Origin of the sequence: Aeromonas sp. QDB20 (assembly GCF_027707805.1) — a bacterium.
Lineage (GTDB): Bacteria > Pseudomonadota > Gammaproteobacteria > Enterobacterales > Aeromonadaceae > Aeromonas > Aeromonas dhakensis.
On record NZ_JAPCJC010000034.1, the window covers coordinates 1 to 25,613 of the forward strand.

The window sequence follows — 25,613 nt, forward strand, 5'->3', positions numbered from 1 at the left end:
TTCATGTAGAACCTCCTGCGTTCAAGATACGAGAAAATTCTACTTATGAGCACCTCAGTTTTTCGGGGGGATTACCCTGCGTCTGACTGGCGGTAATCTGGCCATTGCGCTGCTGGCATGGGCGCTGGGGGCATTTTCGATGATCTTCGGCGCGCTGGTGTTTGCCGAGTTTGCCCAGCGGATCGAAAAGTCCAACGGTATCGTCGATTATGCCGAAGCGGCATACGGCAAAATGTTTGGTTATCTGGTGGGGTGGTTCAAAGGCGTACTCTATTACGCCCCTCTTTCCGCCATCCTTGCCTGGGTCGCTGCTCTGTACACCATGATCTTGCTCGGTAGTGATAATCCGACCAACTCTGGTGCGACCTGGATACTGGCGGCTGTCTATATGACGGTCACCTATCTGATCAACTTCTACACCCCTGTCCTGGCGGGCAAGCTGCAAGTGGGTTCTACCCTGATCAAGTTGATCCCGCTGATCCTGGTTGCCATTGTGGGCACCGTTTCAGGCTTGCTCAATGGTGTCACCGTGACCAACTTTGTGCAGGCAATGGATGGGATAGGAAGCACCGGAGGCACTCTGGCTACGGCCGTGGTTGCTACCGCCTTCGCTTATGAGGGGTGGATCGCCGCCGTGACCATCAACAGCGAAATTCGTGATTCCAAGAAGAATCTGCCCAGAGCGCTGGTGATTGGCACCCTGATAGTCTTTGTGGTCTATGTCACCTATTTTCTGGGGATCGCCAGCGTCTTGCCGACGGACGAGATAGTGGCGCAAGGGGATAACGCGGTAAATCTCGCGACAACCAGCCTGTTTGGCGGGACTGCCTCGACCATTTTGACCGTGTTCGTGATTATCTCCTGCCTCGGCACCCTCAATGGTCTGGTGTTGGCGACCATGCGCATTCCCTACTCGCTGGCGATCCGCAATCAGGGGCCAGCCCCCAAGTGGATGAGCCGTATCGAACCGCATCACCACATGCCAATCAACTCGGCCCTCGCGGCAGCGTTGTTGTCGGTGATCTACTCAGTGCTGTGGTACTGCAGCATCAACGAGACATTCGGTCGTTACATCGCCTTGGACGAGATGCCGATCGTGCTGATTTATGGTCTCTATCTGTTCCTCTATGTCTGGTACATGCGCACCTTTACCGAGTTGGGCTGGATAAAGCGATTTGTGATCCCGACCTGCGCCACCCTAGGTGCGCTCGTCATTCTGTATGGCGGTATCACCAATCCAAGTCTAGGGTTCTACTTGCTGATCTCTGTTGCAGTCATCTTGTTCGGGTTGCACTTCTACCACAAGGATGCTATAGAGTAAGAAAGTTGAGATTAAAGCGCCATACGGCGCTTTAATCATTTTTTGTTGCCTGAATCGTTTGAAAGATAGTGCAGTCTGCGGATACCACCCCGTGGTTGGCGTAACCATACCTGACGCACATGTGCACACTTCTTAGGCCGCTACTACCAAATTGGCAGATTTACGTTGGCCTCCATGGGGAGAAACGACGTGTCCCGCCGCCTTTACTTCCAATATGCCTTGTTGCTGGATATTCAAGGCCGCGTTGATATCGCGGTCATGAGCTGCACCACACGCCGGGTATGCCCACTGCCCCTGCTGAAGTGACATTTCTTGCGAGGCAGAGCCTTTTGCTTGCACCTCAGATTGCGACTGGCGTTGATAAGGTGGCGTGGATTGACAACCCTTTTGCCTTTCGATTCAATGAGGTAGTGGGACAATCCCATAATATCCGTGATGAAGGTGGGCTTGGAGGGAGCCTCGCAGCCATCATCACAAAGGGGAACGGTATCGGCATTTTCGGTCTGCACGCCGTAACCAAGCTATAGGTATTAACAACAGGGTTGCAAGACCAATAGTGCCACCACCGCCGGATATAGCTGTGGAATGAACCGGCTGCGGTGTTGGTTCTGTTACAGATTTTTCCTCTGTGGTGATACCGATTAAAGCAGCTTCAAGTGTTGACGCTCGACCGGTCATGGTGCTTTTCAAGCTGATGTACTCCACTCGCATCGAGTTGATGGCGTATTTGCCATCGAAACGAACCAAGATCGTGCAGCTTTGGTCTGGTTTTAGCTCAGCTTGGCAGTTACTGGCTATGCCGGGTGCTGTGGTTAGCAAGTCACTCAGAGTAGCGCTAAACATGGTACGGTTGACAAGTCGATATTCGGCCCAGCGACTCTGGTTTTCAGGAACGTTCAGGCCACGCAGGGATGTAATCGTGATATTGCTTTTTTGTTTATCAATCCAATCTGCTAAAGCAGGCGCATAGGTGTATGCGCTTGCAGCGCCAGAAGCACACGGAAAAGAACCATAGCTAGTAATACCGACCAATTGTCCCATATAAAGAAGTGGCCCACCGCTGTCCCCCTTACATGAGTCCTGCATTACTTTCTGTCCGGCAAAAATGTGACTGAGGACTATATCACCATACCATCTATCCCTATCACCTTGGTAAGGAAGGTCAATAGTTTGCAATGATGGGCTATCAATAGTCGCCTGTGGATTAATACCGCCATAGCCATAGACTCGCAGTTGTGTAGACTCACTCCATGTATCTTTAGTATTTAATGGCGCCAAAGAAATCGGAGTATTAGCTGAAGGTTTTGTCAGGTGTAATAAGGCAATGTCTTTCTCAAAGGTTGGAATTGGATAACCAAGGGATTTCAGACGATTATCCAAGTATTCTCCATTCATCAACACTTGGTCAATTGAAGTTCGTTGATGTGGTTTACTCAGGTCAGTGACGCCGATAGCGACTTCCATCTTTCCTATCTGCGGCTCTTCTACGCAGTGAGCTGCTGTGACAACCCACTCACGATCGATGAGGGTCCCTCCACAGTAGTTAAACCATATTCCGTTAACATTTTCCCCAATTGCAACCATCCAGCTTGGAGCAACGGCGCCACTCCCTCCAATAATCCGTGGCGCACTATTTACTTGAGGTGATACCACGGCAGTGACAGCAGACACCAATACCGCACTTTTTAAACACAACATATCTATAGCTTTGCCACGCATATTACTTCCCATAATAAATAGGTGTGGGGTCACATGATCATAAATATGAATAGTCAAGTGCACAACGTTTGAACAAGTTACAACTACTGCATATTTACATTTAAAAAACACTTTTAGATATTTAAATCAGAAACTTATCTTTGCATCTACACCTGAAATGAAATGCCAATGATGGCCTCCCTTGCATCCCATTATATTATTTAATGACGTAGACAAGGCTTGTAAATGTCCATCAATGGAAACTTCTGGAGAACAAATCGTTTCTACATTTACTCCGTTAGTTAATAGACTGATATTGTACTTTTTAATGTTCATTCATTATAGAAATCAACTTTTTAGTAATACCATATTTATTAGTAAAGCAACAGACTTTTGTCTAACATTCGGGAAAAATGAATCGCATATGTATATTTACCAGAACAAAAGTGTATGAAATTTATCAAAGTATACCTCTATAAAAACGGCTGTGTAACCTACAAAAGCCCCCCGAAAACAAATTAAAAACGAATTAAAAATAAATTAAAAATAAATTAATTTAAACAACCCTGTACTTAATGTTTGAGTTACGCGCTATCATGTACATGAGATGTATATACACGTGATTTAATTTTACGGTAGTTCTAATCATTTTTTTAAATAAATTTAGATTTAGCTCACTATTTTCCTAGAAAAAGGCACGTCATAGGTGGGACTATTTGTACCACTTTTTTAATTAACACCCATTTAAATGCAATGCATTAATATGCAAAATTTTGGCACATGATATTATGCACTAGAGACTTTCAAATTGATGTGTTGACACTGCTAGAGCGGAAACAGTTATAGTTAAAAACAGCGATGTTAATATAGATAGAAATTGTCACCTACAATTACTAACAATTAGCTTTTTTATTTTCTCCCTATACCTCCATTCGCAGAACATTTCTATGCCAATAATAATTGATTTGAGCTCTGAACCACTTTCTAAACTATTTTGGCGCTACGTTATTCCAACTGCGGCATCCATGTTGATCACTGGCATTTATGTCACTATTGATGGCATCTTTGTCGGCCATATCCTGGGAGAGGATGGTTTAGCTGCGATCATGCTTGCTTATCCAATTTGTGCCGTCTTTTATGCTGTAGGTGCCCTGATCGGAATGGGTTCGTCATCACTAGCATCTTTCTATCTTGGCAAAGGTGCACAAGCCAGAGCACGTCATAACGTAGGAAATGCACTAGTAATGGTTTTATTTTTTGCAGTATTACTAGCCTTGATTGGTATAAACTATGCAAATCATATGCTGACTTGGATGGGGGCTGAAGAAGATATATTCGCTGCGGGTCTGTCGTATCTGAACTGGTATATCCCTTGTGGATTAGCTGGTGCAGCCATTACGACCATGTTAACTCAAGCTGTCACTGGGGCAATCTGTTTATGGCATCCCCCCCCCCTCCGCCCCTCCGCAGCAAGTTGCGTATTAGTCGAGACTCTTTGTTGCCCGACTGGCTGTTAATCCTTAAAACCACCAAACTCGGTTTCTCCAGCTTTATAATGTATCTCTACCTGTCTGTAGTATTGGCATTACATAACAAGGCGCTGCTATCTGTAGGTACCTCCCTTCATATGGCAGCTTAAAGAGTGATCAGTAATAGCGCAGCTTTCTCCTATCTCATCTTTGAAGGTATCGCGATGGAAATCCAGCCTATTGCCAGTTTCAATGCCGGAGCGGGTAATTGGCAGCGTGTATTGCGGATACGTAATCTGGCTCTGAGCGTGACAGTAGTTATCGCATTGTACGGTATGGTGCCACTCTATCTCTGGCCGGAAGGCACCGTCTATCTTTTTACTGGTAATAACGTAGACATATTACCTGTAGCTAGCCTAGGCATTTGGCTCTACTTTTTTGGTTTACCAATGGAGGGGTGTTGTTAGTGAGAGAGACCTATTTTCAGGCTATAAATCGCCCCCGTATTCCCTCATTACTGACAGGCGGAAATCTTGTGTTGATTAGCGGTTTTCTGTGGGGGTTCTCTGCGCTTTGGAGTATTACAGGTGTATGATTGGCGCTTCCTACCTGTAGCACTCTGTTAATAATGATAATGAGATGGGTAATGTGGAAAGAGTCAGACAGCCGCAAGTAACACCTCACTGTAAAAACATGTTGAGCGAGTGATAACATACAAAGTAATTTTATTCTGTATAGTTAAAGAAGTGTTTGAATTCATCTAATACAGCCACACTAAGCAAAGAACCGAAAAAACCTAAAATGAGGTGTGATATAGGACATCAAATCGACAACCCATTCTCTCGCGGGCTCACTGCTTCTGGGAAAAATTATGAACGCCAGATCAATGCAAATGAAAAACTAGCGTGCAGTTAAAGTTTGTTTTATGTTCAGTCATGGCAAGATTCAGTTCACTGAATTTTACAACGACATGTTCTTGCTGCGTTCAGCTAAAATTTCAAATACTCATACGGACACCTTGTTCACTACTTCAGTTTATATCCACAATAATGTTTACGACGACCACGGCCACTTAAAATGTCAATTAAAATTCAATATATACTACTCATGTTTGTTTGCGAATTCGTAAATGCCTATGCAGAACCTAAATACCCCATAGAACAAACCCGAAATGCTGCGGAGCAGGGACATCCCTTTGCTCAACTAAACTTGGGAGTAATGTATTACAGCGGGGACGGGATAAGCCAAGACTACCAAGCAGCTGTTATATGGTTCCGTAAGGCTGCGGTACAAGGAGATGCCGATGCGCAAAGTTACCTTGGCCATATGTACGAAAAAGGCGAAGGAGTAAAACAAGACTATAAGCGGGCAGTCTATTGGTACCAAAAATCTGCCGAACAGGGGGATATCGATGCACAGTCGAGCCTTGGTTATATGTACCATAATCAACATGGTGTTGAACTCAACCATCGCCTTGCAGTATTTTGGTATAGCAATGCTGCCGAACAGGGGGACTTAAGATCTCAGTCTAGTCTTGGTTACATTTACTATAATGGAGATGGGGTATCCTTGGACTACATGAAAGCTTATTTTTGGTTCCGTAAGGCGTCGGAGCAAGGAGATCCCGATGCCCAGTTCAACCTTGGCTATATGTACGATAAGGGGCTAGGTATACAACAAGACAACCAGTTGGCTTATACGTGGTATAGTGTAGCTGCCCAGAATGGAATTAATGAGGCAATGACATGGCGTGATGAAACAGCAAAAAAACTATCTAAATTGGCTTTACATGATGCCAACTCTTTAGTCTCAGAATACTTACACATGTATTCATCAAAAAACGTCAATTGAAGCGCTCTCCCTAACCTACAACCAATCAAGCATCTTCATTGCTATTGAGTATGTGTTAGTGGGTGCGGTAGGAATGGCGGTCGCCGCCTTAGTAGAGATCCGGACATGTGCGACCAAATAAAGTCAATGGCCCGTGCCAATTTGTGATTCTTCATCATGTTCGCTGATTTCAATGTCCTCCACGAGGATCGCTTGGCTATCGTCAACCATCGTGCGGGAGAGTTTGTACTGAAAATCAGCGCGAGAATTGGCTGCTCGTTAGTGCAGAGCAGCCAGTTGCTGTCCGATTGGGTGAGGGTCGACGGGGCATCTGCTGATTAATGAACTCTCACTCGGATACCATGTGCACCTCCATCCCATCAACGCGATTCATAATTTAGTCAGGATATGATGCGTTGCTACTCAAACTGTAAAGACTGTATTTTCTGGCCAGCATCTGACCCCCATCTCTGGTCAATGGCATCCAGCCAATAGAGCCTTTGCTGGTTGTCGGACGCAGTAACATCAAGTCGAAGGGAATCGTCACATAGATACCTTTAGTGAAACTCCCCTCTCCATACTCATCAGCAGACACATCGGTAAGCGTTGCAAACACCCCCGCCACAACGCCGGATGAGAAGCGTTTCGAGAGTTCCAGTGTCGCCCCGACATCTCCAGCCAGATAACGACCAATAGAGAGCTGGGCTGTCACATCATCCACATAGGGCAGTTGCCAATAACCGATGACATGGCCCGTCGCCACATCGTAATCGGCCATCCGCAAGGTATTATTCCAATCCCGTTGTTTGACCCAGTTCACATCAGCCCCAATCGCCCATGAACGACCAAAAGGGCGATACAGTAGTTCGGCACCACCACCGGCATACATCATCTCCAGATAACCGGCATAAGCCTGACCATACCACTCAGGTGAGAACTGCTCGAAATGGGTCGCTTGCAGATTGTTAAGCAATATATCGGAGGAGCTGACATATTCCCGGATCCAGGTTCTCACCCTGGGCAAAGCATCCCCGTCCAGAGGTGGATTCTTGTAATTGAACTTGTCGTAGTTATCGGCCAGGTTCACAAATACCGTGCCCCCCAGCCAGTTCTTCTCGGTCACCCGCCAATCACCATTGAAGTTGAGACCAAGCTGATACATGTAGAAAGACTCCGGCCCCCCAACAGACTGGTTCAACACCGGATCCATGCTGTAACTCAGCGCCGAGCTGCGACTTTCATGGCGAACAGGTGCCGACGGTGCACTGGCTGCGATGACATCCGACTTATAAGTAGTCTCTTGTCCCAATGGAAGGTCACTGTTTGCCAACCGAACAGAGTCCATGTCCACTACGGTCTCACGGATATCGAGCCCTTTCTTCTGCTCAACGATGTGTAGAGAGTGAACCGAAGCGGGCAACGCATTCGCGGCCAATAATGACATTCGATCTTCGGCTTCATCTGGCTTGCGATACTTCAGCTGCTCACCGCTGACAAAAACACGATCTTCCGTGCCATACCAGACCAGATCACGATATCCGGCATTACTTTTCGTCTGCGCACTGAGTGCAGCCCAATCGACATCATCCAGTTGGGCCGGACTCTTTTCCGGTTGATACTCGGGCCGGGGCTCATCCAGATGGGCCTGCTGCAACTCATTAAAGTTGGTCCGCATAGTAATGCCCCACATCAGGGTATTGCCACGCTGATAACTGAGATGAGTATCCATATTATCGAAAATACGATACACGGCACCGATGTTGACAGGTGAGCTATGCGGCAAGGCTCCATAGCCGCCTTTGCTGTTACGGGCCGCATACTCGCGGCTGTAATCATTACCGTCATATTCCAGTTTCAGACGCAAAGGGCGCCATGGCGTCTGATACTCGATACCGCCAAACAAGGCAGCCGGACCGTGGAACAGACTATCGACCTCAAATTTGCCGCCATTGCCCGCATAACCATCATTACGCTGGCACCAACTCTCTTTGTATTCACAGAAGGGGTTCTTGATATTGCCGCTCTCGGCCATATTCCCCCAGCCCATTCCAAGGGTGAAATCAAACGGGCCATAACGTTTACTGGCAACAACGTACTCGCTATCGAACAGGCCAGTCCCCATCAAGTCTCTGAAGCCCAATGATACTTGGGGTAAGTAATCAGACTCTTGCCAAAGTCGGAATTTAAAATCCATCGACTTGTCTTTATAAGTCTGATCCCCACTGAACTCCTCATAAGGGCTATACAGGCGAGTTCTGACATCGGTATAACGCAGCGTGGCCTCAAACCAGTCAAATGGCTGCATGGAGATTGACCAGCGTCGATACTCTTCGTTATCCATGTAGTTGAAACTGAACTCGCCTTCTGCGGCCATTCTGGCACTGGGCATCTGCAGCAGACCTGCGCCACCAAAATCACTTTGCGATGGGCCATAGGGATCATTTGCCCCGGGAGCAGCAACACAAACGGTCGAGACGGCCAGGGCAATATATGAAAGTTTTGAAATCATTAATGAGGCACCCTGTTTGCAATTATCTCGGCGATCCGCTGATTTATTCCGGTAAATGAAGAGGGCAACAGGTCAGGATCAAACCCGACCAGCAGTGCAGCACCTGCCATGGGTTCACGATGAAGCTTGTTCCAGACGGCGACGGGAACCATCTCGATATCACCGGTTGGCTGGATCAACAGCAGATGAGCCGAGTCGGCCCCCTCCAGCAACGCATCACGCTTCCAATATTCATCGACACCAGCACCGGGTATCAGAGGCAGCGTGGGGAGCGCTTCCATCAGACCAAACATGGCAACCTGAGGCTGGCGGGCAGCAACAAACAGTCGGTAGTTGCCTTCCAGGCGAGGGTTATCCTGCGGGGAGCGCTGGGCATTGTCAGGATCAACTATCACAGGCAAGCGGCCGGTAACGATGATGCCTTCGAGTTGATGTGCAAGACGAGCCGCAGAAGAGGCACGTTGAGCCTCACCTTCGCTACGCCATATGCTCGCCAGACTCTCCAACTCACGGATCACCGCCGCTTGCTTGAGCTCAAACTCATGTTGACGGGCCGGAGTCGTAATCTGGGCAGAGCGCCAATAGACCGGTGATGGCAGCAGCTTGTTTCTCAGCAAGGCGTCAAGGCGTGCCCCTTCACTCAAGGTAATGGGATCTTGAAGACGCCCCTGATAATAAATGCTGACACAGGTATCCGCGAAGCAAGCACCGGACAGTAATAAAAGAGATAGGGTCAGTGTTTTCATGACGAGAATGGCTTCAAAATGGTGAGTTCAATGACCGGCAGATCAGGGCCGAGATGTTGCTGGGTTTTCACTACCTGTCCATTAACCGGATCTCGCCAGAAAACGTTGGTCCAGGATTTCCCCCCCGGGAACATTGAAACCGTCTCTTCAAAACGCGTAGCTGAAATTCGGCGCGTGACCAGATCCAGCTCATCCTGTCCGGCACGGACCATCTGCCCTTCAAGACGGTAGCCGCTGAGATAGCGCTGTTCCCACTCTGCCAAGGTACCCCAGTTGGCAGATGAGGTAGCAGCCATCGACAGTGGGTCGGCAGAACCACTCTCGCTCATGACCAGGTCATTTTCCATACCGACAGTTTTGATGACGCGACCGTGGCGGGTAATAATCATGACCCGATCAGCTGTCAGCCAAGAGAGTTCATTTCTATTGACATAAGCCAATACCACGAAGATCCGCGGGTTATCACCGATTTTCAGATAAGCGCTTGCATAAGGCAGTTTATTGACATGCTTGGCACTGACGGTCACGTCAGCCCCCGACACGGCATATTTGATAGTTTCGCTCGTCACAGAAGCAGTATTTGAACAACCGGCGAGAGATAACAAACCAAGAAACACAAGATTACGCGATAAAGACATAGACTGACCACAGTGACAAATAAAAAAATAAGGCTGCCAAAGCAGCCCTATATCATATTAACGAGTGCTGGTAGTGGTCCCAACGTTGTTTGAGCTCGAGTGCACAATAACTGCACCGGCCATCACCGCAGCACTAATACCTATAGCAACTATACTTCCTGTGCCAATTGCTGCAGCACTAGCTGCGGCACCAGCGGCAGCGCCAGTCGAAGCAGTCGAAGCAGTCGAAGCAGTCGAAGCAGTCGAAGCAGTCGAAGCAGTCGAAGCAGTCGAAGCAGTCGAAGCAGAAGATGTAGATGTAGATGTAGATGTAGATGTATTTTCTACAGCCGTAACACCATGAGATATCACTATGGATAGAGCTAGAACCAGACTAGTAAATTTCATAATATGTTCACGAGAAACCCTACCTTTATAGAGGCAGGGAGGGATAGCACAGCGATATTAGTCGCCCCTGTTCTCGCACCTCCCTTAACAAAAGGCTATCTTTAGAGTGTGGACTTAAATAAATAATATCAAGCTGCAAAAAAGCGTTCCCAATTAACGATCGATACACATAAAAAGCCATAAAAAAATGTGTGGATATGATAGTATACTTACACCCAATAAAAATGTATCTCCAGCCAAACAAACCATACTGATTGGAGTTATATAGATACAAAAAATTCTGAGAAACTAAAAATATGCGTTAATAAAAATATAATTTCATATGTTTTAATATATTCACTTACAATAGCTGATTTCATTTGCGCCATTGAAATAAAAAACAAATTAAATTGTTATTTGATTATTTACCAAGCATCCCGTACCTGATTGTTTTTTTCGGCGACGATGACTACACGTTCACAACAAATGGCAACATTGAGGTGTTGGCAGTGGAGGCGGTGGCAAAAGTTAAAATGCTCAGATTCATACTTCCGCCCCGTGAAATGATGTGAACTGTTACCCAACAGAGCATTATTACGTGGCAACGTGAGTGAAGTCACTGGTTTTCTCAATTCAATTCTGCCTGTATGAACGTCATCACTATTTAAAATGCAAAAATTAGGTGCGGAATGAAGGGTTTACCATCAATCTAATGATGGGCTGTCACCGGTAGTGTTTGAAAAGCAGTTCAATGTTCAGTGTGTAGCAATATTTCTTCGTATCATTACACCGAACAGAGTCATTAAATGCAAGGCATAAACATCAACAAATCACGCCATGCCACTTATCTTCTCCATGTTCATTTGGCGTTGTTCTTGAACCAAAAGCGTGCCCCTAATTAAATTAGGGGCACGCTTTTTTTGATTATGGATAATTAAATGTGGTAAGGACTGGCAAAAAGCAGCTGTTAATTAAGGTTTTTTTCTTCATTGCTTACTGCAGGTAACCCCTCTGAACCATCGTTGATGTTTTTGATGTAAACATCCATCTGGTTAAAAGCGAATTCGATGCCATGCTCACGGAACAGCTGGTCGATCTTTCGATTTAACTCATCCACAGCGGGGTTGCGATCCCCCAACTCACTCACGAAGAAACGCAGCTCGTGCTCCAACGTACTGGTACCAAAAGTGAGGAAGTAAACAATGGGTGCCGGGTCTTTCAACACTCGATGGTTCTCATCGGCAGCCTGTTTGAGCAAAGTTCGGGTTAGCTCCAGATCAGAACCGTAGGCAACCCCCACTCTCACAATCACCCGGGTCACCGTATCAGTGAGTGACCAGTTGGTAAGTCGCTCGGTCATCAGCTGTTGATTGGGGATGATCACCTCTTTGCGATCGAAGTCGGTCAAGGTGGTGGCGCGAATGCGGATCCGCGAGACGGTACCGGAGAAGGATCCGATGGTGACGGTGTCACCGATCCGCACCGGACGTTCGAACAAGATGATGATGCCGGAGACGAAGTTGGAGAGGATCTCCTTCATGCCGAAACCGATACCGACCGACAAGCCACCTGCAACCCACTGCAATTTCTCCCACTGCACCCCCATCATGGAAAGAGCTGTCAGAGAACCGAACCCTATCAGCAAGTAGTTGAGCATGGTGGTAATGGCATAGGCCGTCCCTTGGGCCAGGTTCAACCTAGAAAGTACCAAGACCTCCAACAAGCCAGGTAAATTGCGAGCAAGTGACCAAGCACCGCCCAGCATGAGAAAACCAATCAGCACATCTTTCAAGCTCACAGGGAAAAGAACTTCATTGGCCCCCTCCTCTTCACTACGATGCCACAGCACCATACTGTCAAGATAAGAGAATACCGCTACAAGGTCAGACCAAAGCCAGTAAAATGCACCGCCAAAGATGAGTAACAAGACGGTACGAGTCAGACGCAGTGACTGCTGGCTAACAGCCTCCAGATCCATGGGTTGGTCTTCCATAGATTCGCCCCCTTCCGCATCCTCAAGGGATTTGTATTCACGCTTGGTAACTGCGCGGCGATAAGCCAAACGACTGGCAGCTAGTTCTAAGCCACGCAGTGCTGTGTGATAGACAAGGCTCCAAGTGAGAACAAGGTAAAAAGACTCAATCAAGCGACCAGTCAACTTCAACGCTGTATAGTAGTATCCAAATACAATCAGGATGATAAGCGCTACTGGCGCCAAAGCCAGAGCGATTGCAATGATCGATGTCTGCATGCTCGCCTCACCCTTAATACGGGTGCGGGAAATGGGGAATACCAAGTAAGCAGCCACGACTAGCAAGGATAGGGCAATTGCCTGCCCTATCACATCATTACCAAGAGTGGAAGGTTCTACCACGGCTTTGGTAGAGAGCATAATCAGCGGCAATAACGGCAGCCACAGATACCGCATACTGTTACGTTTCGCGTTCAGCTCGGCGCTGGGGATCCGAAAATGAGATTCGGCAATACCACCAGGACGCATCACTGTCAGATAAAGACTGAACACCAGATAACAGAGGGCAAGGTTACAGGTGATCTGGAGCATAAGTGTTGGACTAAGCAGACCACAATAAGTAAACAACAAACCGCCGGCCAAAATGAAAAGAGTACCTGGTAAGCGCTGCAACCCACTGAAGATCAGAGCACGCGGAGTGTGCCACTGACTATCCTGACCAAAATGGCCGAGATCAGCCATGAGCTTCTTCTCATGCGCAACCAATACGGGGCGTTTCCACAGCAGTAGACAACCAATCAGGAACAAAGGCATGGCTAGCAGACTGATAGAAAATAACATGTCACGCCAGCCACTCCAGTCAGGCTTGAGCCCCCAATGAGAAGCCTGCTTGTAAGCTTGGGCAGGCCAATTGATAATCCACTTCATATCGATGGGCTTATTGCTGCTTACCCAGAAGATATGCTGTTGTAAAGTAAATTCGATAGCAGCATAAATCCGCACCAACTGCTGCTGGGTTAACTGCAGGCTGATAGCATTGGTAAGTTGGCTATCGAGCTGACGATTGAGCTGATCGAAGAGATTAATACGACTATCGATTAGCTTGACAAGGGTTGCTTTTTCATTATCAGTGACAGTGTCATGAAAACCAGCGATCAAGTTGTCCAGGTAAAGGTTCTTCTGAAATAACTGATCACGCTGCTGGCTCAGCTCGAACTGGGCTAGATGAAGGTCTGCGATCTGCTCTTCTAGGTTTTTGACTGCAATAGTTGGGGCTGCATCCAGCTGCTGGTAAAGCTGATAGAGAATACGCGACAGCAGCAGATTTCCCTTGAGCATCTGTACTTGTTCATTGAGGTTACGCTCAATCTGGGTACTACGCTCAAGCCAGCTTTTGGCTTGCAGGTTTTTCTGGACCAGTGAGTTAAGGTTGGTCGTGGCGGCGATGAGCTGCTGGCTAATTTGCTGATTGAGCTTCTTTTGCTTCTGAATGAGCGGGCTGTCTGCGATCGCAACCTGATCTTGTGTCTGCTCAGCAGTTTTTGTGGTATCACCCAGCCGTTTGGAACTACTCATAACCTGCAGTAATTGCAGTTTTTGCTCTTCACTGGCAAGGCGATCAGCAATTTGCAAACTTTTTGTGCGGCAATACTTCAGACATTGAAAGTTGCGTCAACAGCAACATTTATGAGCTTGATGTAAAGCTAGTAAATAAAACGCGCATCAATGTCAACAAAGAAAGCTTAAATAAAAAGCTCAATGCCATGTGCAAAAATATGACTGATGATCCAGCATGCCCAAGCAACATGATGCAAGCTCTCCAAAAGTAACACTTCCTTCTTTCGGTTAAAATCATGATGGCCTGATGCACCGTTGAAAAACGCAATCAGGCCTATTTTTATCATTTCTTGCTCAAAAATTATAACAATTAAACTTTACCGCTTCGTTTATGAACTCGCCCGGTCGTGCCATTCTGGAGCGTCTTTCGATTGTCAGCATTGACATTCAAGCGTAACTCTTTGCCTGGTTTAAAGTGTGGCACGACTTTGCCTGGAACATTTACGCGCTCGCCAGTCTTGGGGTTTCGACCAATGCGTGGGGCTCGGTGATGCAAACAAAAACTGCCAAACCCACGAATCTCTATTCTTTCGTTATTCTGTAGAGTTGACGACATTTTTTCCAAAATCGCTTTAACCGCCAGTTCAATATTTTCTTGGTCTGGATAGCCAGTCCGCTCAGCAATCAGTCTTATCAACACTGTTCTGGTTATAGCCATTTACATCCCCCTCTCACACACAAAAGCTCGCCTATTAATACATGTATCCACCTGGTTTAACACATCTGATATGCTAATTACCAACATATGTGTGATATTATATATTGATAATCACATTGTCATTCCCAGAATGACCATTTATATTTTTTTAATAAAATAAATTCAACCTTGTACCACCTAAATGCCTAAGCATAACAATGCGTTTTCCAGCACAGTCTAGTGATGTTGATAGAGTACAGGACCAGAGGGTAAACCTTGATATAAAATGATTATCAATGAAAAAGAAACCTTTTTATATCTTTTTAATTCCCATCCTCCTCATGTTCGAACGTATTTGTTAGCGATATTGTGTTTATCTATTATCGCGCCACGGAACAATGGCAATCATTGAAGTCTGAGGTACATCAAACGAATTGATTGCAATCTGTTTTCTGCGTCAATGTGAAGATAGCAACAAATTAACGGAGGTGTGAGAACAGGGGCTGCTAACGCCGCCGCGCTATCCCTCCCCGTCCAATAAGATCGGGGTTTCTCGCGCAAAAACGATGAAAATAATGAAAGCTCATCTTGGCTCATTTTGGCCCTTTTTTATCTTCTGTATCCTTGCTCTTTTTACACTGACCTTCAGCCGGCTAGCTCTCGGTGTCTGGCAACAGGAACGAGTGGATGCCGTGGCAGGTTGGCAGGAGATGCTGCTGCAAGGGATCCGGGTCGATTTTGCGACCCTCTGCTGGGTTTGGGGTGTCCCCGCCATGCTGACCCAATTGCTGGCCGGCCCCCACGCCATCTGCCGGGGTTGGCTGCAAGTGATACGAGTGTGGCTGACAGTCGGACTCTGGCTGATGTTGTTCCTTGAGCTCTCCACACCTTCCTTTATCAACGAGTACGGCTTGCGGCCCAATCGCCTCTATGTGGAGTACCTCATCTATCCGAAGGAGGTGCTCTCCATGCTATGGGCGGGCCGCAAAGCCGAGCTGCTGCTAGCGGTGGTCTTCAGTGGTGCCGTTCTGGCGGGTGGTTGGTGGCTGAGTGGCCGTCTGGTGCGTGGGCTCAGATTCCCCCGCTGGTATCTGCGTCCGGCCTTTGCCCTGCTTATTCTGTCCATAGGTTTTCTCGGTGCCCGCTCCAGTCTCGGCCACCGCGCTTTGAACCCGGCTATGGTCGCCTTTGCCGAGGATCCGCTGGTCAACTCTCTCACCGTCAACTCCGCCTACTCCCTCTTCTTTGCCATCAAGCAGATGGGTGCCGAGGAGGATGCCAGCCAGTTTTACGGCAAGATGACCGAGCAGAAGGTACTCGAGATCATGCGTAAGGAAAGTGGTCGTCCGGCCAGTGATTTCAACTCTGATCTGCTGCCCAGCCAGACCTTCAACGAGGCGAGCTTCAAGGGCAAGCCGAAGAATCTGGTGATCCTGCTGCAGGAGAGCCTCGGCGCCCAGTTTGTCGGCTCCCTCGGCGGTCTGCCGCTCACTCCCAACATCGATGCTCTGTCCCTACAGGGCTGGGCCTTCGAGAAGCTCTACGCCACCGGCACCCGCTCGGTACGTGGTATCGAGGCGGTATTAACCGGCTTCACGCCGACCCCGGCACAGGCAGTGGTCAAACTCAGCAAGAGCCAGACCAACTTCTTCACCATTGCCGAGCTGCTCAAGAAGCGTGGTTATGACACCAGCTTTATTTATGGCGGCGAGAGTCACTTCGACAATATGCGCAGCTTCTTCCTCGGCAACGGCTTCACCACCATCATCGAGCAGAAGGATTTCCACAATCCGGTCTTCAAGGGTTCATGGGGCGCCTCCGATGAGGATCTGATGACCAAGGCCGACGAAACCTTCCAGGCGCTGCATAAAGAGGGCAAACCCTTCTTCAGTCTGGTGTTCAGCTCCAGCAACCACGACCCGTTCGAATTTCCCGACAATCGCATCACCCTCTATGAGCAGCCCAAACAGACTCGCAACAACGCAGCCAAGTATGCTGACTACGCCATTGGCGAGTTCTTCAAGAAGGCGAAACAGTCCGAATACTGGAAGGACACCCTGTTCCTCGTCATCGCCGACCACGACAGCCGGGTCGGTGGTGCCAGTCTGGTGCCCATTCCCCGCTTCCATATCCCGGGGGTTATCGTGGGCGACGGCATAGCGTCGAAGAAAGATCCGCGCATCGTCAGCCAGATCGACATGGCACCGACCCTGCTCTCCCTGATGGGGATCAGTGCCGACTATCCGATGCTTGGCAAGGATCTCACCCGCATGCCCGCCGACTGGCCGGGGCGCGCCATCATGCAGTACGACAAGAACTTTGCACTGATGCGCGGCCAGGATGTAGTGATCCTGCAACCGGAGCGCGCGGCGGAGGGGTATATCTATAACAATGTGACTCAAACACTGCTCCCCACACCACAGCCGGACGAGATGAAAGAGAGCGCGCTAGGGCTGGTACTCTGGGGCAGCATGGCTTATCAGAATGGCCTATATCAGGCAGCCCAAGATTGACCAGCAGGAACCAACAGAGGTGAGCTAGGCGTTTTTCCCTAGCCGCCTCTTTGGCGTCAAAACAATACCCCCACGAACGTGGGGAAGGCTGAAAATGTATAAAATACACCCGTCAATAGTGTGAAACACCCCCACAGAGATGGGGAAAACTGCCAACTAATATGCCAGTTATGACATTGATAAGAAACACTCCCACTGACGTGGGAAGAGACCCAAGCAAACACCTCAAGAAGAAACACACCCACGTCAATGGGGAATACGAAGCATTGACCCACTTGGCGGTCAACTGTTCAGAAACACCCCCACGGGGTGTGGGGAATACGCTTCGCATAGAACGGAGTGGGATCATGTCGTAGCGCCAATCTTAATGCGAAAAGGGACTCGCCCCGATGTAGGTGGGAGGAGAATGCCTAGCAGGATCCTCCCCTTAACGGCCCATTATGACATCCCCCTCCTACGTGAAGGGAGGGAGTATCGATAAGCGTGACCTGCCGATCCCGATAACGCTTGTTCTGACCAAATTCCAGCGGAACATCATTCAATGTCAGCCACTCCCCGCCCTCTCTGGCCCCCTGGAGCACGATAAAGTCCCTGGTTCTTTGCTTCTGGTCAGCCAGATGAAGAGCGGCCTCCAGAGCGTCCTCATGACGTGCAAACTGTCCCTGAAAGATGAACTCGGTGGGCACGCAAGCCTTCCCCCCGAGTGAAAGATCCCAGACCGGGTGCTGCAATGCATGAGCAACCTCAGTGATGAGGTCATGGGGGACTTGAAGCAGCACGGCGAATGCCTGGTCTTGCAGGTAATAGCGGTATGTCATCTTGGTACCTCCACCCACAGCTTTTTTACCTTCACTGGTTTTTGGGATCAACAGACTCTGCCAAGGGTCCCTATCATCGTAACCATTACCCACCATCTGAAAATCCCGCAGCAAAGGTGCGCGCAGAACAGGCTCACCGTGCTTGTTGCGACGAACAAAGCTGTGCACTTGCATATCAAGATCTGCAAATCGAGCGAGCAGGGGTCTCTGAGGGCCTCCGGCACCTAACGCAGCGCACACCATCCCAAGTACCCCTGACTTTGTCGGAAAAGGCAGTGTATCACGCCGACCAAAGCGGGAATCATGGCCCCAGCTTTGTAACGGTCCCTCCAGCCATAACAACAGATAGGGCTTACACATCATTTACTCCACATGACTCTGCAATTTCACGATCAGGTGATCGATGCTAAATGCCGGATCCTCGCCCCACTCGTAATCGCCCAACTTGCCAAACAGACTGCCGGTAAGGGCTTCCTTCTTAGAGAGATAGTATTTGAGCGCTTCAACGCTAGGGGCTAAAAAGCCATGACCAGCAGCTCGTACTGGCTCATCAAATGGCACCTGTAAACGTTGTCCCTTGCGTACCAGCACCTTTGCAAACTCCCATGGACTGGCACCGGATTGACTGGTCTGACGCGCTCCGGGTATAGCAACAAAGAGAGCCTTGGTAAAAGCAGAGATGGCTTGTTGCAACTGATTACTATCAGTCCCAATGGTTGCCTCGAGTTGGCCCAAATCCAAACTCACATAGCGGTAGTAGGTGGCAGAGTTAAACTCCAGACTTCCCATATGAGCAGAACCGGGCTCTGTTTGCCTATCATCCAGTGCGGTAAAGAATTCCACCTCATTGGCAACCCTGTGCGTAGAGATGGCATGACTGAAAGAAGCTGCAGCTTCTATGTTCATTTCCGCAGCCTTGGCGACCATACGACCAAAAAGAGCAATATCGAGAGCATCCAAAGCAGGGGCGATGACATTATGGGCAAGCTTTGCCAGCTCTTTATCCTTGATCTTGGCAGCATCAAATCCCTTGTCTCTGGCATAGCCAGCAAACGCTTTCGCCTCACTGTCGCTGATAAACAACAAGGTATCATCGACCAATAGATCGGCGATCTTTCCAGCACATAACTGGGCCTCTTCCTCTGTGGCCCCCAAACTGATGCAATGCTCAGTGACGAGAAACGCTACCTTTTTGGTACGAATACCCAGCTTGATACCAAATTCCTGTAAAGCTAGCCGTACCTGACGCTTCCAGCATTGGGAGCTTACCCGAGCCCTGGTTACGCCACCGACAACAGCTGTTTTAGGTGCTCCTACATCATCACGATTGAGGCAGGTAACAGGAAAAGATTGAAGAATGTGATACTCGATACGAGTATTTTTTAGTAAGTCATTCATGATGATTCCTTGTCAGAACATGGGGGTTGGATCAGGGGAACAACTTGTAGCAGTCCGCAACCAAAGGCTCGGCCACGACCCAAGCCGCTGGCCACACTGAGTGCAAAACGCTCAGAGTCTGTCACAGTGAGATAACCGCTCACGGTTGCCTGTTGCAGTGTAATCGCCCGGTCAGCCTTGCCTTTGAACTGGGCAACACGCACATCGTCGATCCGCATATGCTCAGGGGAGACACAAAATCCCCAGTTTTTGGCTGCACGCTCGATAAACCAGTTGGCTATCGCCTCTCGCCCTTTGACTGGCTTGAGTTGACGGCTCTGCTTATCCCGTCTGGTCGGCGAAACGGTCACGGTAAAGCGGTAATGGCGATGTGAGAGAAAATCAGTGGGCAAGGGGCGTGATTCGACCTCTCCATATTCGCCGACCCGAGGAGGACGGTCCGAGAGCAGCAAGATCTGCCGATATTGGTGATTACTTCCCTTGTCGGCCCACTGAATACCGCTCGATTCACTGGCTTGCTTCTGGGCATCGGAACGAACATCCTCAAAGAGTCCGTAAACAACTCGGTGCAGGGAATAGAGGTCCGTGACTCGAAGCCCTTTTACTGCGGCACGATCAAGGCGCAACACGCTGGCATAGAGGATCATGCCGTTACCTCCTTTTCCTGACGATACTCCTGCCTGCCGTAAAACTGCTGGGCCCAACGAGCTTTGGTACTCTCCGCATTACGATGAAAGCTGCGTAAATCCACTAACAGTGACGCATAATCAAGTTGTTGATGTACCCGACTGCGGATCAGTGACAACAAGGGACGCAAAATGCGGCACACCTCTTCAATATCGTCACAGGCAAGAAGACGACGTAATCTGGCTCGGGCTTGTTCACTCTCACGCCCCTCTCGAAATGCGAAGGCAATAGCTTGACCAAGTGGCAAGACACCATTGACGGGTTGGACACTACGGGCAACGGAGGCGGCAACCAACGCAAACGGAAGCCGCTCCTCTGGCAGCTCGAGATTCACACCAAAAGCGACCAAGGTATCCCAACCTTGATACTCAGCGGCAAGATTATCGGCATGGCACATCCGAGCAGCAAATCTCTTGTCGTTCTGAATGCGCTGACAAAGATATGCGACAAAATCCACCTCGCGACTTTGTGGCGCATGCTGCGGCATACTCATGATTGCTCCTGTTGCAAATAGGCTGAGAAATTGGGTTTGGCTCTTGCCCAGGCATCTATCTGTCGAGCCGTTAGGTTGGGGCAAAATAGGTTAAACACTTGGGTGGCATTATGAGCAAACTGGTGGCGCAGAGATTGGCGGGTCATCGGATCATGGCAACCATTGATCAGGGCTTGCTTCTGACGCTCGCAGAGTTGCCAGAAATCATTGCTCGCTTGTTTGGCAAATGACTCCCCTCCCATGAGTTGCGCCTTGTAGTAGCCCATCACAGAGCCATAAAGAATTTTGGACAATCGCGCCAATTGGCTCATTTCGGTTTGAAAATGGTTAAACCAACTTTCGTTAAGATCCGTGGGATACAACCAGCAGAGGGATTCGACCATATCGTCCAAACCGGAAACGTACTGTTCGCCTGCATTGCTGCTGACTTGTAATCCACCGGACCAGATGGCAAAAGGCTTCCCCTGTTGGCTAGCTTTGGACAAAGCCAACCTAATTTGATGACAGTCAAATAGGCTGTCTCCTTGAACGTTAAAGCCAAGCAGGTTAGTCAGTTCACGCCAAGGGCGACGCTCGGGATCGGCCCAACGGACCTTGAGCTCCCTGCCGCTATAATCCACCAGAACCGAGGGGTCGACACATCCCTCTTTATGGCTGCGGTGGATAATTCCTTCGGAATAGTGCAGCCCCTCGGCAGTCAGAAGACAGAAACGGGATAAGGAAACCAACCGCCCCATCAGTGACCCCTTAAGTTGCTTGGCTACCAAGCAATCCTCCCCCTGGGGCATCAACTCCCAGGGAGGGATTCCCAAACCATGCGGATAAATAGCAAGCTCGGCGATCTCGACTTCGGTAAAAAGGTTGAACCAGATGCTCTCTAGTAGGGATGCGCCCAAACAGTAGTTATGCAATAGGCCTTTGTAGGCCACAGATGGACTTGGGCGACCGGTCGACGGCTTCCCCTTGTCATTGCTTTTACCGCTGTAGTTCGGCGTTAACACCACACTGTTGTCAGTTTTCTTGCCGCCTAAAGCAAAATTCATTTGAGTGAGCAAAAGCAGAGCCCGTTCACCATCATCAAGAGGCCGCTCTACCTGGGATTGGGTCAAGATGGTCGTATTGCCAGTCGCCACATTAGGCAATACAGTGCCGAAACTCTTGATGGTGGCTGGAGCAATGGCAGGCATCTGCAGGAAGGGACGCGAACCGTAAAGGTTGAAACTGTCATGCCACTTGACTAAATAGCTGCAGACTCGGTCGGCCATACCGCGCCAACCAAGCTGTTGCCACTCCAACATGTCTTTTGGGGTGACTGCGGCTTGTGTTAACGCTTGCAGCAGTTTTAATATGGCTATTTTTTGTACAGCATTACCGCCAAGAGTCCGGTATTCAGGGTGAGTAAATATATCCCGGAGCCCCACCCGCCCCATGTCTGCCACCGGGATCCAGGGCTCATCTATCAAATTGAAACGATGTTCCAAGGCTTACTCCTTAATATATGATCATGATCTGTCAGATGTCGGTCCATCCGTGAAAAAGCGGTAGGAACGCACTGCATCCTTCAACTCTCGGCAGGCGGACATCCCGGATGCCAAGACCTACGTTATGGAACCAGAGCCGTGATCGAGGCCCGCATAATTGACTTAAAAGGGCAACCACTCAAATATAAGGTTCCTAGCACTACCTTGTGTCGCCACTCATAGAGATCAACAGGGCTGCTCAACATGGCCACTGTCTAGCTATTTCAGTGTCACAGTTTGGTTTTGATCATTTGAAGACAACTCCAGCAACACGTAATAATATTCCTGAACGCTGCAGCGGTTTTTGCCCTTAGTCTCGGTCAGCATCTCTTGCTAAATAGGCGTCGCCAGTTGCTTAAAGCACCGCCTGTTTTTGCGCTTGCAAGTTCCGTCAAGACATTTTTGCTTCCGTCGTGCCATTCGGTTATCGTCGCAGTAATCCCGAAAGATGATCGCTATACGCATACAGATATAACTGAACGAACCGATATCCCCTTCCGTTATCGGGGGCAAGCTAACCCGCTATATAGACGGATTAGACGGATGAGTAGCCCCGGTTGCATAAAGGACGGATAGAGAGCCATATCTGGTTTTTGTTGGCCTGAGGCAGATTCATGACACAGACCAACCGCATAGCAGGATCAGGCTATCGAGGTGACCCATGAGATAAACCAAAACGGTAGAGGTGATACCAGGATATTGGTCGATTATCTGGGTTGGTATATACCTTGTTACAAACTGCAAGTCTTTTGATAGCAGCAAACCCAATTTGCCTCATCATGCCGCTGTTGATTACTATCAAGAGAACAAAATGATCCGAGTTATTGGAGTAGACCCAAGGCCAAAAGGAGCGATGCTCGACTCTAACATAACGATAATCCTTCCTCGACCTACACGGGCGTGTTCCAACGACACTCTGCAGAGCCTCACTATATCGCGACTGAAAAAACGAAAATACCCTGCTAATGCAATGCAGAACTACGACATCTGGTAGCTATTGGTAATTCCAAGTTACTCGCTGATTTTCGTCATATCAATGAATAAGCAGATTACATGTCTTAAATTCATTGCCTGTCAGACGATGCAAAAACCTCACCACGGCTCATCTCTGAATCACAATCCAAAAATACCATAAGCAAGATCACTCTCACCATCATTTATGCATTTATGTTTAATTTATAATCTTTTATTCATATTTTTAGGTTATGTTTTTGTTTTTTATTAATCCGTGGCTTTGTTGCTCAAATCGGGGAACTATCTGTCATCTGGGTGATCTGATTCTTTATAGCAGTCTCTGAGAGCATCAGATAGGCAAATCCAGGCACAAGATCAGCAACTGGCAGCAGTACAACCAATCCTTGGTGCAATGCGGTTCATTGACCCTCTGGATGGACAAAGAGGCCATTAAGATGTGGCATTGCCAGCGCCATCATAACCAGCGAGGACAAAGTTTCCACTACACAGTGGCACCGACATATGAGAGGGCCTTTATACTCGTGGGCTTAGTAAACTACTCGCTGCTAAAGCAGCGAGCTTCCAAGGACGCAACCAGTAGCCGCGACCTTTTCTTTTTGACGATTCGCAGGTTGAGCTTCTGGCTCGGCCAGTCTTACGATTCCCTCCACGCCCAATAACAGCTACAGCTGTTAACACCTCCGTAGCTGACAACTTCGTTCCAGAATCCAAAATTAAGGTTCATCACAGTTTCCGAGGGAGGCCGCGACAACTACCTTGAAAAACGCCGGCCGCCTTGATTTTCAGAAACAAGTATTCTGAGTCCCGAAATCCATAAGTCATCCGCTTAATCACCTTGATCTTGTTTTTACTCCTTCCAGTAAACTCGTATGCATCGGGTAAATCGCACTGGCCAGGCTCCCGCGCATATATTTCGATAAAATTCGAGCAAATCGCTGCAGGGGCGCCAAACCACTCTCTCGTCTATTGCATCCAGCTTCGCCATCATTGCCCCCTTAACACTCGGGGCATACCAGCTTGCCTTCAACGCCTTCTTCGAGGCGTTGTTTCCCAAATCAGCTAAAAAGTCATGACTTCTACAGCCCCAAGTGACCGTTACACTCGGGGCTTTCTGACTGGCAGACCAAGCCTGTTCAGTTTGTTTATCGCACTCACATACGCCATCACTTCCCCTACCTGACCGTTGTATGTTCGCAGACTGATTTTGCCCATCATTAGCTGCTTGAACCGATACATTGCCGTCTCTGCCAGCGAGCGACGGTGATACCCCGATATCTTCTTCCAGTGCGCCAGCCCTTCCTTGCGTATTACCAGCACAGCCTCATTTCTTGGATGCCCCTTTTTCCACAGCCCAGCGTTCTTGCGGGGCGGGATACAGGCTGTCGCCCCTTTGCGCGAGATAAGCCGATGGCTGGCTTTGCTGTCATAGGCACCATCAGCATAAACATGTCCCAGCTTACGCCGCAGAGGGTTGAGCAAGGTGGGCAACACCTCGGCATCATGGACATTTTCCAGCGAGACTTCCGCCGCCACGATATCGTGGGTCACAGGGTCTACCGCCAGATGCAACTTGCGCCACACTCGCCGTTTCTCGGCGCCGTGTTTTCTGACCTTCCACTCGCCTTCACCAAATACCTTCAGGCCGGTCGAGTCGATAACCTGGTCGGTGATACGCCCCTTGGCGGGTTGTCGATAGGCCACTTTCACTGTGCGAGCGCGCTTGCTGACACAACTCTAGTCCGGTGCGCACAACGGCATATTCATCAACTCGAACAGAGAGTCGAGTAGTCCCTGAGTGGCTCGCAGAGTGAGGTTGAAAATCCCCTTGAGCATCAGAAAGGTGCAGATGGTCTGGTCGGTGTAGAGCTGGCTGCGGCCCCGCCGTCCGTGATGGTCGTGGTGAAACCAGTTGTTCATGGCCTCGGTATCAACCCAGAAGGTGAGTGAACCACGGTTAATCAAAGACTTGTTGTATTGAGGCCAGTTGGTGATGGGATGAAGCGATATGCCCATGATGCAGACTTGAAGAGGATAGTGGTGATCAGATCACCAAGTCCTCAGTTAGTTCCATTCAAGCGGCATCGATTTGGGAAACAACGCCCTTCTTCGATACATAAACTGAGGTCAAGGAATGGTTGGCCTCCAGCAATTCCTGCAACTGCACTTCCTGCTTCACACTCAGGTTTTCCTGGCTACGCAGCAACAACCATTGGGCCCCTTTTACGATAGCTACTCTCCTACATCGTGGGAAATATGGACAACTTGTCCAATCACTTCGAAAGTATGTTGCTCATGCTTCTTGATAGTGATAGGTGGATATATAGCATTGTTGAGGTATCCTGATTTTCACAGACAGTCCCGATTGTTACGATGAGATAATCGGGGGTATTGAATGAAATCGAGAGA

15 protein-coding genes and 5 pseudogenes are annotated in these 25,613 nt (G+C 48.8%); 5 read left to right on the plus strand and 15 right to left on the minus strand.

What is annotated here, in order from left to right:
* Positions 1–82: 82 nt before the first annotated feature.
* Positions 83–1,321: an APC family permease gene (locus PG897_RS21685; protein WP_270829414.1), complete on the plus strand. Its 1,239-nt coding sequence runs from the start codon at positions 83–85 to the stop codon at positions 1,319–1,321.
* A gap of 132 nt (positions 1,322–1,453) precedes the next feature.
* On the opposite strand, the gene PG897_RS22595 is transcribed toward PG897_RS21685, so the two are convergent.
* Positions 1,454–1,630: a hypothetical protein gene (locus PG897_RS22595; protein ID WP_442866318.1), complete on the minus strand. Its 177-nt coding sequence runs from the start codon at positions 1,628–1,630 to the stop codon at positions 1,454–1,456.
* 162 nt (positions 1,631–1,792) lie between these two features.
* Positions 1,793–3,097 (minus strand): S1 family peptidase, encoded by a 1,305-nt coding sequence (locus PG897_RS21690; RefSeq protein ID WP_270829402.1) that lies wholly within the window; start codon positions 3,095–3,097, stop codon positions 1,793–1,795.
* A gap of 869 nt (positions 3,098–3,966) precedes the next feature.
* On the opposite strand from PG897_RS21690, the pseudogene PG897_RS21695 reads away from it, so the two are divergent.
* Together PG897_RS21695 and PG897_RS21700 are read left to right on the plus strand one after the other, a co-directional pair.
* Positions 3,967–5,164 (plus strand): annotated as a pseudogene (locus tag PG897_RS21695) (MATE family efflux transporter).
* Positions 5,165–5,565: 401 nt separating this feature from the next.
* Entirely contained in the window at positions 5,566–6,339 is a 774-nt protein-coding gene (locus PG897_RS21700; protein WP_270829403.1) for a tetratricopeptide repeat protein, read from the plus strand.
* Positions 6,340–6,715: 376 nt separating this feature from the next.
* Here the strand turns inward: PG897_RS21700 and PG897_RS21705 are convergent, their stop codons facing one another.
* The 3 genes from PG897_RS21705 to PG897_RS21715 are packed head-to-tail and all read right to left on the minus strand — an operon-like array spanning position 6,716 to position 10,211.
* Entirely contained in the window at positions 6,716–8,827 is a 2,112-nt protein-coding gene (locus PG897_RS21705) for a YjbH domain-containing protein (protein WP_270829404.1), read from the minus strand.
* Complete coding sequence (locus tag PG897_RS21710; protein ID WP_270829405.1) at positions 8,827–9,573, minus strand: capsule biosynthesis GfcC family protein; 747 nt, start codon at positions 9,571–9,573, stop codon at positions 8,827–8,829. The genes PG897_RS21705 and PG897_RS21710 overlap by 1 nt, the downstream gene beginning before the upstream one ends.
* Positions 9,570–10,211, minus strand: a complete 642-nt coding sequence (locus PG897_RS21715; RefSeq protein ID WP_270829406.1) for a YjbF family lipoprotein — start codon at positions 10,209–10,211, stop codon at positions 9,570–9,572. Before PG897_RS21715 ends, PG897_RS21710 begins: the two co-directional genes overlap by 4 nt.
* Positions 10,212–10,296: 85 nt before the next feature.
* Between PG897_RS21715 and PG897_RS21720 the strand changes: the two genes are divergently transcribed.
* A complete protein-coding gene (locus PG897_RS21720) occupies positions 10,297–10,554 on the plus strand; it encodes a hypothetical protein (RefSeq protein WP_270829407.1) in 258 nt (85 codons plus the stop codon).
* A gap of 990 nt (positions 10,555–11,544) precedes the next feature.
* Here PG897_RS21720 and mscK read toward each other — a convergent pair.
* Together mscK and PG897_RS21730 are read right to left on the minus strand one after the other, a co-directional pair.
* Positions 11,545–14,166 (minus strand): annotated as a pseudogene (mscK, locus tag PG897_RS21725) (mechanosensitive channel MscK); the annotation flags it as partial.
* Positions 14,167–14,545: 379 nt separating this feature from the next.
* Positions 14,546–14,818: pseudogene (locus tag PG897_RS21730) on the minus strand (integration host factor subunit beta); the annotation flags it as partial.
* A 551-nt stretch (positions 14,819–15,369) separates the two neighbouring features.
* Between PG897_RS21730 and PG897_RS21735 the strand changes: the two are divergent.
* Complete coding sequence (locus tag PG897_RS21735) at positions 15,370–17,316, plus strand: LTA synthase family protein (RefSeq protein ID WP_270829408.1); 1,947 nt, start codon at positions 15,370–15,372, stop codon at positions 17,314–17,316.
* A gap of 410 nt (positions 17,317–17,726) precedes the next feature.
* On the opposite strand, the gene cas5e is transcribed toward PG897_RS21735, so the two are convergent.
* The 8 genes and pseudogenes from cas5e to PG897_RS21780 all read right to left on the minus strand — a co-directional run bounded on the left by cas5e (position 17,727) and on the right by PG897_RS21780 (position 25,434).
* Positions 17,727–18,497 carry a type I-E CRISPR-associated protein Cas5/CasD gene (gene cas5e, locus PG897_RS21740; RefSeq protein ID WP_333563750.1) on the minus strand — a complete coding sequence of 257 codons (771 nt, stop codon included), beginning with the start codon at positions 18,495–18,497 and terminating at the stop codon, positions 17,727–17,729.
* A complete protein-coding gene (cas7e, locus tag PG897_RS21745; RefSeq protein WP_270829410.1) occupies positions 18,498–19,532 on the minus strand; it encodes a type I-E CRISPR-associated protein Cas7/Cse4/CasC in 1,035 nt (344 codons plus the stop codon).
* Entirely contained in the window at positions 19,529–20,179 is a 651-nt protein-coding gene (cas6e, locus tag PG897_RS21750; protein WP_270829411.1) for a type I-E CRISPR-associated protein Cas6/Cse3/CasE, read from the minus strand. Before cas6e ends, cas7e begins: the two co-directional genes overlap by 4 nt.
* Positions 20,176–20,712 (minus strand): type I-E CRISPR-associated protein Cse2/CasB, encoded by a 537-nt coding sequence (casB, locus tag PG897_RS21755; protein WP_270829412.1) that lies wholly within the window; start codon positions 20,710–20,712, stop codon positions 20,176–20,178. The genes cas6e and casB overlap by 4 nt, the downstream gene beginning before the upstream one ends.
* On the minus strand, positions 20,709–22,193 hold the full coding sequence (casA, locus tag PG897_RS21760; RefSeq protein ID WP_270829413.1) for a type I-E CRISPR-associated protein Cse1/CasA: 1,485 nt from the start codon (positions 22,191–22,193) through the stop codon (positions 20,709–20,711). Before casA ends, casB begins: the two co-directional genes overlap by 4 nt.
* A 1,737-nt stretch (positions 22,194–23,930) precedes the next feature.
* Positions 23,931–24,243 (minus strand): annotated as a pseudogene (locus PG897_RS21770) (transposase); the annotation flags it as partial.
* Between the two features lie 59 nt (positions 24,244–24,302).
* A pseudogene (locus tag PG897_RS21775) lies at positions 24,303–25,220 on the minus strand (IS5 family transposase).
* A 58-nt stretch (positions 25,221–25,278) separates the two neighbouring features.
* Complete coding sequence (locus tag PG897_RS21780) at positions 25,279–25,434, minus strand: transposase (protein ID WP_442866319.1); 156 nt, start codon at positions 25,432–25,434, stop codon at positions 25,279–25,281.
* Positions 25,435–25,613: the final 179 nt, after the last annotated feature.